Origin of the sequence: Pseudomonas gozinkensis (assembly GCF_014863585.1) — a bacterium.
Taxonomy (GTDB): Bacteria; Pseudomonadota; Gammaproteobacteria; order Pseudomonadales; family Pseudomonadaceae; genus Aquipseudomonas; species Aquipseudomonas gozinkensis.
In genome coordinates, this window is sequence record NZ_CP062253.1 from 3,528,326 (window position 1) to 3,540,823 (window position 12,498).

The 12,498-nt window shown below is 59.2% G+C and carries 12 protein-coding genes and 1 pseudogene; 7 read left to right on the forward strand and 6 right to left on the reverse strand.

Translation table 11 applies throughout. The features are described from left to right. Nucleotides 1-76: 76 nt before the first annotated feature. A pseudogene (locus IHQ43_RS29810) lies at nucleotides 77-184 on the reverse strand (DUF6124 family protein); the annotation flags it as partial. A gap of 77 nt (nucleotides 185-261) precedes the next feature. Further along, nucleotides 262-627: a VOC family protein gene (locus IHQ43_RS15475; RefSeq protein ID WP_192561182.1), complete on the reverse strand. Its 366-nt coding sequence runs from the start codon at nucleotides 625-627 to the stop codon at nucleotides 262-264. Nucleotides 628-724: 97 nt separating this feature from the next. On the opposite strand from IHQ43_RS15475, the gene IHQ43_RS15480 reads away from it, so the two are divergent. From IHQ43_RS15480 to rarD, 3 genes are all read left to right on the forward strand, one after another. Continuing rightward, the gene (locus IHQ43_RS15480) at nucleotides 725-1,624 is read left to right on the forward strand and encodes a LysR family transcriptional regulator (RefSeq protein WP_192561183.1); all 900 of its coding nucleotides are present in this window, start codon (nucleotides 725-727) and stop codon (nucleotides 1,622-1,624) included. Between the two features lie 69 nt (nucleotides 1,625-1,693). Then, nucleotides 1,694-2,707 carry an aldo/keto reductase gene (locus IHQ43_RS15485; RefSeq protein WP_085686999.1) on the forward strand — a complete coding sequence of 338 codons (1,014 nt, stop codon included), beginning with the start codon at nucleotides 1,694-1,696 and terminating at the stop codon, nucleotides 2,705-2,707. 278 nt (nucleotides 2,708-2,985) lie between these two features. Then, the gene (gene rarD, locus IHQ43_RS15490; protein WP_192561184.1) at nucleotides 2,986-3,867 is read left to right on the forward strand and encodes an EamA family transporter RarD; all 882 of its coding nucleotides are present in this window, start codon (nucleotides 2,986-2,988) and stop codon (nucleotides 3,865-3,867) included. Between the two features lie 63 nt (nucleotides 3,868-3,930). Here rarD and hppD read toward each other — a convergent pair whose 3' ends face one another. Both hppD and IHQ43_RS15500 read right to left on the reverse strand, forming a co-directional pair. Then, complete coding sequence (hppD, locus tag IHQ43_RS15495; RefSeq protein ID WP_007958955.1) at nucleotides 3,931-5,007, reverse strand: 4-hydroxyphenylpyruvate dioxygenase; 1,077 nt, start codon at nucleotides 5,005-5,007, stop codon at nucleotides 3,931-3,933. 246 nt (nucleotides 5,008-5,253) lie between these two features. Continuing rightward, nucleotides 5,254-6,201: a DMT family transporter gene (locus tag IHQ43_RS15500; RefSeq protein ID WP_192561185.1), complete on the reverse strand. Its 948-nt coding sequence runs from the start codon at nucleotides 6,199-6,201 to the stop codon at nucleotides 5,254-5,256. Between the two features lie 77 nt (nucleotides 6,202-6,278). Here IHQ43_RS15500 and IHQ43_RS15505 point away from each other — a divergent pair, with 77 nt between their 5' ends. The 3 genes from IHQ43_RS15505 to IHQ43_RS15515 all read left to right on the forward strand — a co-directional run bounded on the left by IHQ43_RS15505 (nucleotide 6,279) and on the right by IHQ43_RS15515 (nucleotide 9,393). Next, nucleotides 6,279-7,151 carry a LysR family transcriptional regulator gene (locus IHQ43_RS15505; protein WP_192561186.1) on the forward strand — a complete coding sequence of 291 codons (873 nt, stop codon included), beginning with the start codon at nucleotides 6,279-6,281 and terminating at the stop codon, nucleotides 7,149-7,151. 106 nt (nucleotides 7,152-7,257) lie between these two features. Then, the gene (locus IHQ43_RS15510; protein ID WP_192561187.1) at nucleotides 7,258-8,793 is read left to right on the forward strand and encodes an EAL domain-containing protein; all 1,536 of its coding nucleotides are present in this window, start codon (nucleotides 7,258-7,260) and stop codon (nucleotides 8,791-8,793) included. Between the two features lie 234 nt (nucleotides 8,794-9,027). Beyond that, nucleotides 9,028-9,393: a histone-like nucleoid-structuring protein, MvaT/MvaU family gene (locus IHQ43_RS15515; protein ID WP_011334329.1), complete on the forward strand. Its 366-nt coding sequence runs from the start codon at nucleotides 9,028-9,030 to the stop codon at nucleotides 9,391-9,393. Nucleotides 9,394-9,600: 207 nt separating this feature from the next. Here the strand turns inward: IHQ43_RS15515 and IHQ43_RS15520 are convergent, their stop codons facing one another. Beyond that, nucleotides 9,601-10,119: a DUF4946 domain-containing protein gene (locus IHQ43_RS15520; protein ID WP_192561188.1), complete on the reverse strand. Its 519-nt coding sequence runs from the start codon at nucleotides 10,117-10,119 to the stop codon at nucleotides 9,601-9,603. Between the two features lie 142 nt (nucleotides 10,120-10,261). On the opposite strand from IHQ43_RS15520, the gene gloA reads away from it, so the two are divergent. Then, nucleotides 10,262-10,783 carry a lactoylglutathione lyase gene (gene gloA, locus IHQ43_RS15525; RefSeq protein ID WP_192561189.1) on the forward strand — a complete coding sequence of 174 codons (522 nt, stop codon included), beginning with the start codon at nucleotides 10,262-10,264 and terminating at the stop codon, nucleotides 10,781-10,783. Between the two features lie 81 nt (nucleotides 10,784-10,864). Here gloA and ahpF read toward each other — a convergent pair whose 3' ends face one another. Beyond that, complete coding sequence (ahpF, locus tag IHQ43_RS15530; protein WP_192561190.1) at nucleotides 10,865-12,427, reverse strand: alkyl hydroperoxide reductase subunit F; 1,563 nt, start codon at nucleotides 12,425-12,427, stop codon at nucleotides 10,865-10,867. Between the last annotated feature and the right edge of the window lie 71 nt (nucleotides 12,428-12,498).

Below are 12,498 nucleotides of genomic sequence, written 5' to 3' on the forward strand. Positions count from 1 at the left end.
CGCTCCGCGTCCCTTCCAGAGCCGAACGCGGAGCGTCCGCGGAGGCATTCCCACGCAGAGCGTGGGAACGATCTGGCTAGAGCGGTGTTTCTGTCTTCAACTCGAGATTATCCAGCGCCCGGTTCACCGCCAGTTCACTCAGCATGATCAGTTGCACAATGCCCAGCAGCACATGTCGCTGCGATCCGTCCGCAACGGCGCAAGGTTGTGTAGCCTGGGGTGCGTGTCTGAACGTGTCCTTTAAACACCACGATTAAACACTCACAAAATCCCCGTCTTTGCGTCCAGTTCAAGCACCAAGCCTCCCGGCATCTGCACAAAAATCTGCCAGACCCCATCCTCCGGCACCTGCGCCACCTGATACGACAACCCACTGCCCTGCACCCGCTTCAAAACCACCGCCGCATCTTCATCGGTACGAAACGCAATATGACTCAACGCCGCCTCATCCAGCGCAGGCTGCTCAATCACATGCACCAACGCCTCCCCATCCTGATACAACCAGCGCCCGGGGAACGGAAACGGCGGCCGACGCCCCGGCGTCAATCCCAATAACCCGCCGAAAGCGTCTTGCAGCGCCTGACCGTCACCAGTGTTGAAGGCCAGATGATCAAATGTCCACGTCATGTCTGTCTCCTGCGGTTATTCAGGATTTCAGTATCCGCGCTTGCCAATCCCGGAAAAATCCCGCAAAACGCCAAGGATCTTCAACGGATTTTTACTAATGAGCTCAATCCTTGATCTGGAAATCTTCGTCCGCACCGCCGACTCCGGCAGCATTTCCGCCGCCGCCCGGGCGCTTGAGCTGACGCCGGCCGCCGCCAGCATCGCGTTGAAACGCCTGGAAACCCGCCTCGGCATCCGCCTCTTCGCCCGCTCCACCCGCAGCATGCGCCTGACCGAAGAAGGCCGACGTTATCTGGAAAGCGTGCGTCTGGCGCTGGCCACCCTGGCCGAGGGCGAACAGGCGCTGAAGCAGCAGACCGAAGGCCTGAGCGGCGTGCTGCAACTGGCCGCGCCGTCGGACTTCGGGCGCAATGTGTTGCTGCCGTGGCTGGACGATTTCAAGCGCGAACACCCGCACATTCAGCTGCAATTACTGCTCAACGACCGGCATGCGGATCTGTTTCGCGAAACGGTGGATGTGGCGCTGCGCTTTGGCGTGCCGAGTGATTCGACGCTGGTGGCGTTGCCGATCCTGCCTGAGCATCGTCGTGTCGCCTGCGCCAGCCCTGCGTATCTGGAGCGCCACGGTACACCGCAAAATCCTGCCGAATTGAGCGAGCGCAGCGCCCTGCTCTACCTGCGCAACGGCCGGCCCTATAACACCTGGCGCTTCCATCGCGACGACGAAACGGTCGAGGTCGAAGTACGCGGCGACTACCTCAGCGACGACGGCGAAGTCGCCCGCCGCTGGGCACTCGCCGGGCACGGCATCGCTTACAAAGCCTGGCTCGACGTCGCCGAAGACGTGCGCGCCGGGCGGCTGGTGACGCTGTTCGATGACTGGTACGGCGAGAGCGTGCCGTTCAATCTGCTGTGCCCGCACCGGGTGCAGGTGTCGGAACGGGTCAAAGTGTTGCAGGCGTTTTTGCGCGAGCGTTGCAAGGGGTTGCACCGATAAATTCACTTTGCCGCGCCGGGCGCTTCTGGTATTTGATGGAAGCTTTCCCACCGACAAAAGGATTTCGGCATGAGCTATCGCACACTGGGTCACTCGGGGTTGCAGGTGTCCACCCTCACCCTCGGCACGATGATGTTCGGCGAACAGACCAGCGCGGAGGATTCGCTGCGCATCATCGACAAGGCCTGGGATCAGGGCATCAATTTCATCGACACCGCTGACGTCTATACCAATGGCCGTTCGGAAGAGATCGTCGGCGAAGCCATCGCCCGTCATCGGCATGAATGGGTGCTGGCGACCAAGGTCGGTTTCGGCCCGGTGGACGGCGTGCCGAATCGCAGTGGTTTGAGCCGCAAGCACATTTTCAATGGTCTGGAGGCCAGCCTGACCCGGCTTGGCACCGACTACCTCGACATCTATTACCTGCACCGCGAAGACCACAACACCCCGCTGGAAGTGACGATCTCGGCGATTGGCGATCTGATCCGCCAGGGCAAGATCCGTTATTGGGGCCTGTCGAACTATCGCGGCTGGCGGATTGCCGAGGTGATTCGTGTGGCGGACAAACTCGGTGTTGATCGGCCGGTCATCAGCCAGCCGCTGTACAACATCGTCAACCGCCAGGCCGAAACCGAGCAGATCACCGCCGCCCAGACTTACGGCCTCGGCGTGGTGCCTTACAGCCCGCTGGCCCGTGGCGTGCTCAGCGGCAAGTACGCGCCGGACGTGACCCCGGATGCCAACAGCCGTGCCGGGCGCCAGGACAAACGCATTCTGGAAACCGAATGGCGAGTGGAGTCGTTGCGCATTGCCCAGCAGATTCAGCAATACACTCAGGAGCGTGGGGTCGGAATTGTCGAGTTTGCGATTGCCTGGGTACTGAACAACGGCGCAGTGACCTCGGCGATTGTCGGGCCGCGTACTGAAGAGCAATGGGATGCGTACACCAAGGCGCAAGCGGTGAAGATTACGGCGGAGGATGAGGCGTTTATCGACTCGCTGGTGACGCCGGGGCATGCGTCTACGCCGGGGTTTAATGATGTGAGCCATTTTGTGTCGGGCCGGAAACCGCGTCAGGCGTAAAAGCATCGCGAGCAAGCTCGCTCCCACAGGGTTCTTGGGTGAATACAGATCTTGTGTTCCGCACAGACCCAATGTGGGAGCGAGCCTGCTCGCGATAGCGATAGTCGATTCACCACCTATGCTTGATGTGCTGGCCTCATCGTCGGATCGCCGCCCGGAGCAGGCTCGCTCCCACAGGTTTTGTCTCATGTGGGAAATATTGAGCACTCGGCCAATATTCAGCACAAAAACCACGTATCCTGCGCGCCCCGTTTGACCATCACCCCCGCGAGGACAGTTTGTCTAAAGGCATTGCTCTATCGGTGACAGCATCGACGCTGTTTGCCGTCATGTATTACTACACCTCGTTGCTCACTCCGCTGAGCGGCGTGGAAATCTTCGGTTGGCGGATGCTGCTGACCGTGCCCTGCATGACCGTGTTCATGCTGGTTTCCGGCGAATGGCGGCGGGTGCTCGAACTGCTGCGTCGGGTGCCTGCGCTGCCGAAGCTGCTCGGTGGCTTGATGCTTTCGTCAGCGTTGCTCGGCGTGCAGTTGTGGCTGTTCATGTGGGCGCCGCTCAATGGCTACAGCCTCGATGTGTCGCTGGGCTATTTCCTGTTGCCGCTGGCCATGGTCCTGACCGGCCGCATCGCTTATGGCGAAAGCCTGTCGTACCTGCAAAAAGTCGCGGTGTTCTTTGCCAGCCTCGGCGTGTTGAACGAGCTGTATCAGGTCGGCGGGTTTTCCTGGGCGACGCTGGTGGTGGTCGTCGGTTACCCGCTGTACTTCGTGCTGCGCAAATACCTCAAGACCGACAACCTCGGCGGCTTGTGGGTCGACATGACCCTGATGCTGCCGGTGGCGTACTGGTTTGTGCGCGGCGGCGAGCAGGGCTTCGGCGTGTTCGATCAGTACCCGGCGCTGGCGTGGTTGATTCCGCTGCTCGGTCTGATCAGTGCGTCGGCGCTGGTGGTGTACATCATCGCCAGCCGGTTGCTGCCTTTCAGCCTGTTCGGTTTGTTGAGTTACGTGGAGCCGGTGCTGTTGCTGGGTGTGGCGTTGCTGCTCGGCGAGAGCATCAAGCCCGGCGAATGGCTGACCTACATCCCGATCTGGCTCGCGGTGGTGGTGCTGGTGTTTGAAGGGTTCAAGCATCTGATGCGCCAACGGCGCCCGTAAGACGCGCAGTAAAAAGCCCGGCCTGCATTTCTGCAGGCCGGGCTTTTTTACATCTGGTGCGGATTACTCGGTAGCGAGTACGCCACGACGCACCTGGTCACGCTCGATCGATTCGAACAGTGCCTTGAAGTTGCCTTCGCCGAAACCATCGTCGCCCTTGCGCTGGATGAACTCGAAGAACACCGGGCCCATCAGGGTTTCCGAGAAGATCTGCAGCAGCAGACGCTTGTCTTCCTTGTCCGACGCACCGTCGAGCAGGATGCCGCGCGATTGCAGCTGATCGACCGGTTCGCCGTGGTTCGGCAGGCGGCCTTCGAGCATTTCGTAGTAAGTGTCCGGCGGCGCGGTCATGAAGCGCATGCCGATCTTCTTCAGCTGATCCCAGGTCTTGACCAGGTCGTCGGTGAGGAACGCCACATGCTGGATGCCTTCACCGTTGAACTGCATCAGGAACTCTTCGATCTGCCCTGCGCCCTTCGACGACTCTTCGTTGAGCGGGATGCGGATCATGCCGTCCGGCGCGGTCATCGCTTTCGAGGTCAGGCCGGTGTATTCGCCCTTGATGTCGAAGTAACGGATTTCGCGGAAGTTGAACAGCTTCTCGTAGAAGTTGGCCCAGTAGGCCATGCGGCCGCGATACACGTTGTGGGTCAGGTGGTCGATGATCTTCAGGCCGGCACCGACCGGGTTGCGATCAACGCCCTCAAGGAACACGAAGTCGATGTCATAGATCGAGCTGCCTTCGCCGAAACGGTCGATCAGGTACAGCGGCGCGCCGCCAATGCCTTTGATCGCCGGCAGGTTCAGCTCCATCGGGCCGGTTTCGATGTGGATCGGCTGGGCGCCGAGTTCCAGTGCGCGGTTGTAGGCCTTCTGCGAATCCTTGACCCGGAACGCCATGCCGCACACCGACGGACCGTGCTCGGCCGCGAAGTACGAGGCAACACTGTGGGGTTCGTTGTTGAGGATCAGATTGATCGCGCCCTGGCGATACAGGTGCACATTCTTGGAACGGTGGGTCGCGACTTTGGTGAAGCCCATGATCTCGAAGATCGGCTCCAGGGTGCCAGGTGTCGGCGATGCGAACTCGATGAACTCGAAGCCCATCAGGCCCATTGGGTTTTCGTATAAATCTGCCATGGTTGGCGCCTCATCATTCTTATCAATTAACCAGAGTTATTTGTCAGTAATGCTGAGGCCGGTGGGTGGCGCACAGGAGATGCCACGCACACTGCGGGCGAGGAAGTCACCGTAGATCAGTTGAAACCCGAATATCTTCATTGTCGACCCAAGGCTCTTGCGGGCGAGGCTTCTGCTGCCAGAAGACGATTATTATTGTATGCGTAACCCGATTCTACACAGCGTAAATAGGGTTGTCTGCCCTCTCTATAAAATCCGCTTTTTTCGTCCCGGTGCAAGGGGTTTGTTGCACAGCCAGATGCCCGTCAGAATCAGCACGCCGCCCAGGCACATGGCCAGCGTCAGTTGCTCGCCCAGCAGGATGGCGCCGGCCAGCACGGCGGTCAGCGGGTTGAGTGCAATGAACACGCCCGAGCGCATGGCGCCGATTTTGCGGATGCCATCGTAGTAACCGATATAGGCCAGCGCCGAGCCGAGCACGCCCAGATAGGCCAGGCTCAGCCATTGGCGTGTGCCAAGCGCAGCCAGCGCTTCAGCGTCCACTTCGCCATGGCTCAGGGCCAGCGCCCACAACATCAGGGTGCCCAGCAGAATCGAGAAGGTCACGGTCTGCACCGGGCCTATGCTCTGGTTGAGGCTGCGGGAGAACAGCGAATAGACGCCCCAGCTCAGCACACAACCGAGGATCAGCAGGTCGCCAATCCACGCGTCCCGTGTTTCGCTCAACAGCTGCGGGTTGCGACTGACGATCACCACACCCGCCCCACCGATGCAGATCGCAATCCCGATCACCTTCAACCGGCTCAGCTGCTCCTTGAACAGCAGCCAGGACGCCAGACCGATCACCGCCGGGTTCAGTGCAACGATCAACGAGGCCCGGGAAGCGTTGATGTATTGCAACCCATAAAAGAAACACAGGTTGTAGAAAAAAATCCCGAAGAACCCCAGCAGCACCAGTTGCAACCATTGCCCGGCATTGGGCCGCACCAACGGGATTCGGGCGAGCCTTAGAAACACCAGCAACGCCACGCTGGCCAGCAGAAACCGCAGGCTGGCGGCAAAGACCGGGCTCAGGCTGCCGGCCAGAAACCGCCCGGCCACCCACGTTCCGCCCCAAATCATGGTGACCAGGGCCAGGTTCAAATAGACGCGCATGTCCGAGGCGGCCGGACGAACAGGTTCATGACAACTCATAACGCTCCCAACGATGAGACTGACGGATGACGTATCATTCGATTGATTCCTCATCATCGTAAAATGAGTCTTTACTCATGACCCTGACCCAACTCGAAATCTTCTCGCTCGTGGCCGAATTGCGCGGCTTCACCCTCGCCGCCCATCGCCTGGGGATTTCCCAGTCAGCGGTGTCCCACGCCTTGAAGTCGCTGGAACAGGAATTGGGCGTCGAACTGCTGCGCCGACATCAATCCCAAGTGGAACTGAGCGACATCGGCGAGCAACTGCTGCTCCGGGCACGGGCGATGCTCGGGCTGGCCAACACGTTGCGTCAGGAGGCAGCGGATGCTCGCGGCATGAAGCGCGGAACCTTGCGCATCGGCTCGTTCGGGCCGACGTCCTCGATCAAATTGTTGCCGAGGATCCTTCAGCAGTATCGCGAGGCACATCCGGGGATCGAAGTGCACATCGATGAAGGCCCGGACCGGCAGGTGATTCAGTGGCTGGAGGAGCGGCGGATCGATATCGGATTTGCGGTGCTGCCCGAGGAGCGCTTCGACACCTTTGCCCTGATCGAAGATCAGATGGTTGCCCTGCTCCCGCTAGGTCACCCGTTGGCGGTGCGCGAATCAGTGACTCTTAAAGACTTGTGCAAAGACCCGTTCGTGCTGACCGAGGCCGGTTCATCGGAGCTGGTTTCGCGCCTGTTCAACGCCGCCCGGCTGAGCCCGAACATCCGCTTCCGCTGCTCGCAACTGCTCAGCACCCTCGACACCGTTGGCCGGGGCGATGCGATGACCGTGGTGGCTGAAAGTTCGTTGCCCTTCGATCCCGACCCGCGCTACATCAAACGACCACTGTCGCCCGCAGTAAGTCGGCAAGTCGGCCTCGCGGTGCTGGACCAGCGCCAGGCATCGCCCGCCACACTGGCATTCATTCAGCTGGCGACACGGCTGGATTACCGCTGAGCGGCGCAAGCGTCACTGGCCATCTATCATGGGCTCAGACCTTGGGCTTTGCGCGCACGCTTCGCCTGCTATCGAGAGTTCCATTCCACTGCGACAGGATGCGCCCATGCCACTGACCGTCAGGCCCCGCCGCAAGCGCAGCACCCGGATTATCGTGACATTGCTGTGCGGCCTGCTACCGATCGCGCTCGGCAGCGTGATTCTTTACATGCAGGCCGAACGCGCCCTCCAGCAGAGTTCGCAACACACCGCCGAGGAGGCCCTGCGTCAATTCGAACTGATGCTCGACAACACCGCCCAGGCTGCCCGGGAGCTACTGCCGCTGGCAGGCCAGACTTGCGAGACCGTCAAACTGGCCTTGCGTGAGCAAGTCACCCGCCGACCGTTCGTGCGCTCGACCAATCTGGTGTGGGACGACAATCTCTATTGCAGCTCGCTGTTCGGCGACTTCAAGGAAGCCGTCAATCCAGGCGATTACGCCCAAGGCAAGTTATGGCTCATGAACGGCAACCCGGTGACACCCAATACCGCACTCCTGGTGTATCGCCTGAGCGAAGGGCGCGGTGGCGCACTGACCACGCTGGACGGCTATCACCTGAGCAACATCCTGCGCCTGATCGGCCGGCACACATTGTTGTTGCTGCAAGTCGGCAACAACTGGCTCTCGGCCGACGGCAAAGTGCATCAAGGCGCCCTGCCTGCGTTGCCGGTTGCACAAAGTACCTTGCACTCATCGCACTATGCGTTCACGGTCAGCGCCGCTTTTGCGGAAGGCGAAACCTGGCGCTACATGAAAGACGAATATCCACCGCTGTTCAGCCTGCTGATGTTCTTCGGTGCGGTATCGGGAGCGATCGGCTACATCGTGCAGAAGCGCTCCACGTCGCCCAGCCACGAAATGCTTCGGGCACTGGAGGCGGGAGAATTCATTCCCTACTTCCAACCGGTGGTGCACGGCGACAGCAAGCGCTGGTCGGGCACGGAAGTGCTGATGCGCTGGAACCATCCCAAGGAGGGGCTGGTGCGTCCGGATCTGTTCATACCCTTTGCCGAACACTCCGGGCTGATCGTGCCGATGACCCGCGCCTTGATGCAGCAGACGGCTATCGTGCTGGGGCCGCTGTCATCGACCTTCACCGCGCCTTTCCACATTGGCATCAACATCACCGCCAGCCACTGCCACGATCTGGAACTGGTTGAGGACTGTCGTGAATTTTTGTCAGCTTTCCGGCCGGGCAGCATCAGCCTGGTCCTGGAGTTGACCGAACGCGAGCTGATCGAGCCGTCCGACATCACTCATCAATTGTTCACGCAGCTGCGCGCAATGGGCGTGAAGATCGCAATTGACGACTTTGGCACCGGCCATTCAAGCCTTGGGTACTTGAGAACTTTCAATGTCGACTTCCTCAAGATCGACCAGACATTCGTTGCCATGATCGATAAAGATGCCCTGTCCCGACACATCCTGGACAGCATCATCGAGCTCTCCACCAAACTGGATCTGGGGATTGTGGCCGAAGGTGTGGAAACACAGGCCCAGTGCGATTATCTGGCCGCCCATCATGTCAACTTTCTGCAGGGTTACCTTTTCGGCAAGCCGATGCCGGCGGCCGACTTCATCGAAGCATTAAGTCATCATTAACTTGTCTGGATAAATCCTGACACGCCGACAGCGCGCACCAAATTGATACAAAACAACGTTGTTGTTACATGAAGAAAAAGTCAGGATTTACTCTTGTCGCATTAACTACTACAATTTTTCTTACCTGTAGCAAGATACGCAGGTGAGCCATTATCACCGAGTCGCTTCAAGGCTCTTGGCTTATAGCTTTGTTTGCGGTTGGTATCAGCCAAACACACTATTGGAGTAAAGATATTGTCCAGACTCGCTGAATTTCGTGCAGCTGAAAAGGCCCTTCAGGAACAGCTCAAGCAGCTGGAATCGCTGAAGAACGATGCCGGGCTCAAGAAAGAAATCGAATTCGAAGAAAAGCTCCAGGGGCTGATGAAAACCTATGGCAAAGGCCTGAAAGACATCATCGCCATTCTCGATCCGAACCCGGCAAAATCCGGTCTGCAATCGACCGCCGCACCTAAAACCCGCCGCGCTCGCGTGGTCAAGGTCTATCAGAACCCGCACACCGGCGAGCTGATCGAGACCAAGGGTGGCAACCACCGTGGCCTGAAAGCCTGGAAGGAACAATACGGTGCAGCCACCGTTGATTCCTGGTTGCGCGGTTAATCCCTCGCAAACATGAAAGCCCTGCATATGCAGGGCTTTTTTTTGGACAATATTTAACAAATGCAACGATTTTTCTGGCGGGAAAGTTGAATCTCAAACCGCTCTCGCGCTGAAACTATGCTTCCGAATGTTGCTCCGTTAGCCGGAGATTAACTTTGTGTTTAATCAGTTCCGGTATCTAACACCACACTGGTCACGAACAGATGACTAAAATTTCAGGCTGTTTCGTGCAGCCATTATGTCGTCGCCGCTCGCCTTATAAACCTCTGCCTGCCCGGCATACGAAAGTACGTAAGCCTTATCCGCCTCGACCGCTGCAACCAATGTTTGCGACAACACGTGACGACCGTTTTCAGTCACCGTACAAGTGGTCTCAAGCGCGGTCAGCGAGCCCAGCGTACTCGCGTGAACCTTGTTGCAGACACTCTGATAACCGCTCTGGAAAAAGTCCTTCTGCACCGACTTGCGCATCTCCAGCAACACGCCCTGCAAGTTGACCTGATGACCACTTTCCACGCGAGTCATCGTCAACTCCATCACCATGACCTGATTGCCATCGGCGTCAGTCTTCACTGCGCGCTGACGGGAGACTTCAGGGGATGTTTCGGGCAGCGCTTCGACTTCCCAGCCGGCGGGCCAGGTGATGCTCGGCGCATCGGCGAAGGCCGGCAGCGCCAGCAGGGAAAAACCCAGGAAAACGAACAGCGATTTGAACGGTCGGATCATTACCAGAGGCACTCGCGGATTGAGCCGTAAAGTCTGAGGCCCGCCCGCTCGCAGGGCAAGCCCGCGCTTTCGGTTTGGCGATGCTGCCAGGCATGCGTATCATTGCGCCCATTCACTCGCCCCAATTTGTTACGGAGGGCCCATGAGCCTGCACGAACTGAACACCTTCCCTGGCGTCACCGCCACCCCGGACAGCGCAACCCGCAACTTCGTGTTCAACCACACCATGCTGCGCGTCAAAGACATCACCCAGTCGCTGGACTTCTACACCCGCGTACTGGGTTTCTCGCTGGTAGAGAAGCGTGATTTCCCGGAAGCGGAATTCAGCCTGTACTTCCTCGCCCTGGTCGACAAATCGCAGATCCCGGCCGACGCCGCTGCACGCACCGAGTGGATGAAGTCGATTCCCGGCATTCTGGAACTGACCCACAACCATGGCACCGAGAACGACGCGGATTTCGCCTATCACAACGGCAACACCGACCCGCGCGGTTTCGGCCATATCTGCATTTCGGTGCCGGACATCGTTGCCGCTTGCGCACGCTTTGAAGAGCTCGGCTGCGATTTCCAGAAGCGCCTGACCGATGGCCGCATGAAGAGCCTGGCGTTCATCAAGGATCCGGATGGCTACTGGGTCGAGATCATTCAACCGGCGCCGCTTTAAAGCTGAACCTGGGTAGAAAGCACCCCGCAAAGAAAAAACCCCATCAGCGATGATGGGGTTTTTCTGTTTCAGGCCCGGGAATTACGCCGGAGCCGAAGTGCGGATCAGGTGATCGAACGCGCTGAGGGAAGCTTTGGCGCCCTCGCCCACTGCAATCACGATCTGCTTGTACGGCACAGTGGTCACGTCGCCGGCGGCGAAGATGCCGGGGATCGAAGTTTCACCACGGTTGTCGACGATAATCTCGCCACGCGGCGACAGCTCGATGGTGCCTTTGAGCCAATCAGTGTTGGGCAGCAGACCGATCTGCACGAAGATCCCTTCCAGCTCGACAGTGCGCAGCTCGTCAGTAGTGCTTTCCTTGTAGCGCAGGCCGTTGACTTTCTGACCGTCGCCGGTGACTTCGGTGGTCAGCGCACTGGTGATCACGGTGACGTTCGGCAGGCTGTGCAGCTTGCGTTGCAATACGGCATCGGCGCGCAACTGAACGTCGAACTCCAGCAGGGTCACGTGGGAGACGATACCGGCCAGGTCGATGGCCGCCTCGACGCCGGAGTTACCGCCGCCAATCACTGCCACACGCTTGCCTTTGAACAGCGGACCGTCGCAGTGCGGGCAGTACGCCACGCCTTTGTTACGGTATTCCTGCTCGCCCGGCACGTTCATTTCACGCCACCGCGCGCCGGTCGCCAGAATCACACTCCTGGCCTTCAGGGTCGCGCCGCTGGCAAAGTGAACTTCATGCAGCTCGCCATTCTTGCCAGGGATCAGCTTGTCGGCGCGCTGCAGGTTCATGATGTCGACGTCGTACTGCTTGACGTGCTCTTCCAGCGCGGTCGCCAGTTTCGGGCCTTCGGTTTCCTGCACGGAAATGAAGTTTTCGATGGCCATGGTGTCCAGCACCTGACCGCCGAAGCGCTCGGCCGCAACACCGGTGCGAATGCCTTTACGTGCGGCGTAGATCGCCGCCGAAGCACCGGCCGGGCCACCGCCGACTACCAGCACATCAAAGGCTTGCTTGGCGCTGATTTTCTCGGCCTGACGCTCGATGGCGCCGGTGTCGAGTTTGGCGAGGATTTCTTCCAGGCCCATGCGGCCCTGGCCGAAGTTTTCGCCGTTCAGGTAAATGCTTGGCACAGCCATGATCTTGCGATCGTTGACTTCGTCCTGGAAAAGCGCGCCGTCGATGGCGACATGGCGGATGTTCGGGTTCAGCACGGCCATCAGGTTCAGCGCCTGAACGACGTCCGGGCAGTTCTGGCAGGACAGCGAGAAGTAAGTCTCGAAGTTGAACTCGCCTTTGAGCGAGCGGATCTGTTCGATCACTTCGACACTGGCCTTCGAAGGGTGGCCGCCGACTTGCAGCAGGGCCAGCACCAGCGAAGTGAATTCATGGCCCATCGGGATGCCGGCGAAACGCAGGCTGATGTCGGCACCGGGGCGGTTGATCGAGAACGATGGTTTGCGTGCATCGTCGCCGCTGTCGATCAAGGTAATCTGGTGCGAAAGACTGGCAACGTCTTTCAGCAGGTCGAGCATTTCACGGGATTTCGCACCGTCGTCGAGTGAGGCAACGATCTCGATCGGCTGGGTGACCCGTTCCAGGTACGATTTCAACTGGGCTTTAAGATTGGCGTCCAACATACGGGCGATCTCCTGACTTTATTTGAGGCGAAAAAAAGCCCGAGCGAATCTCGCCCGGGCTTTTCTATTGG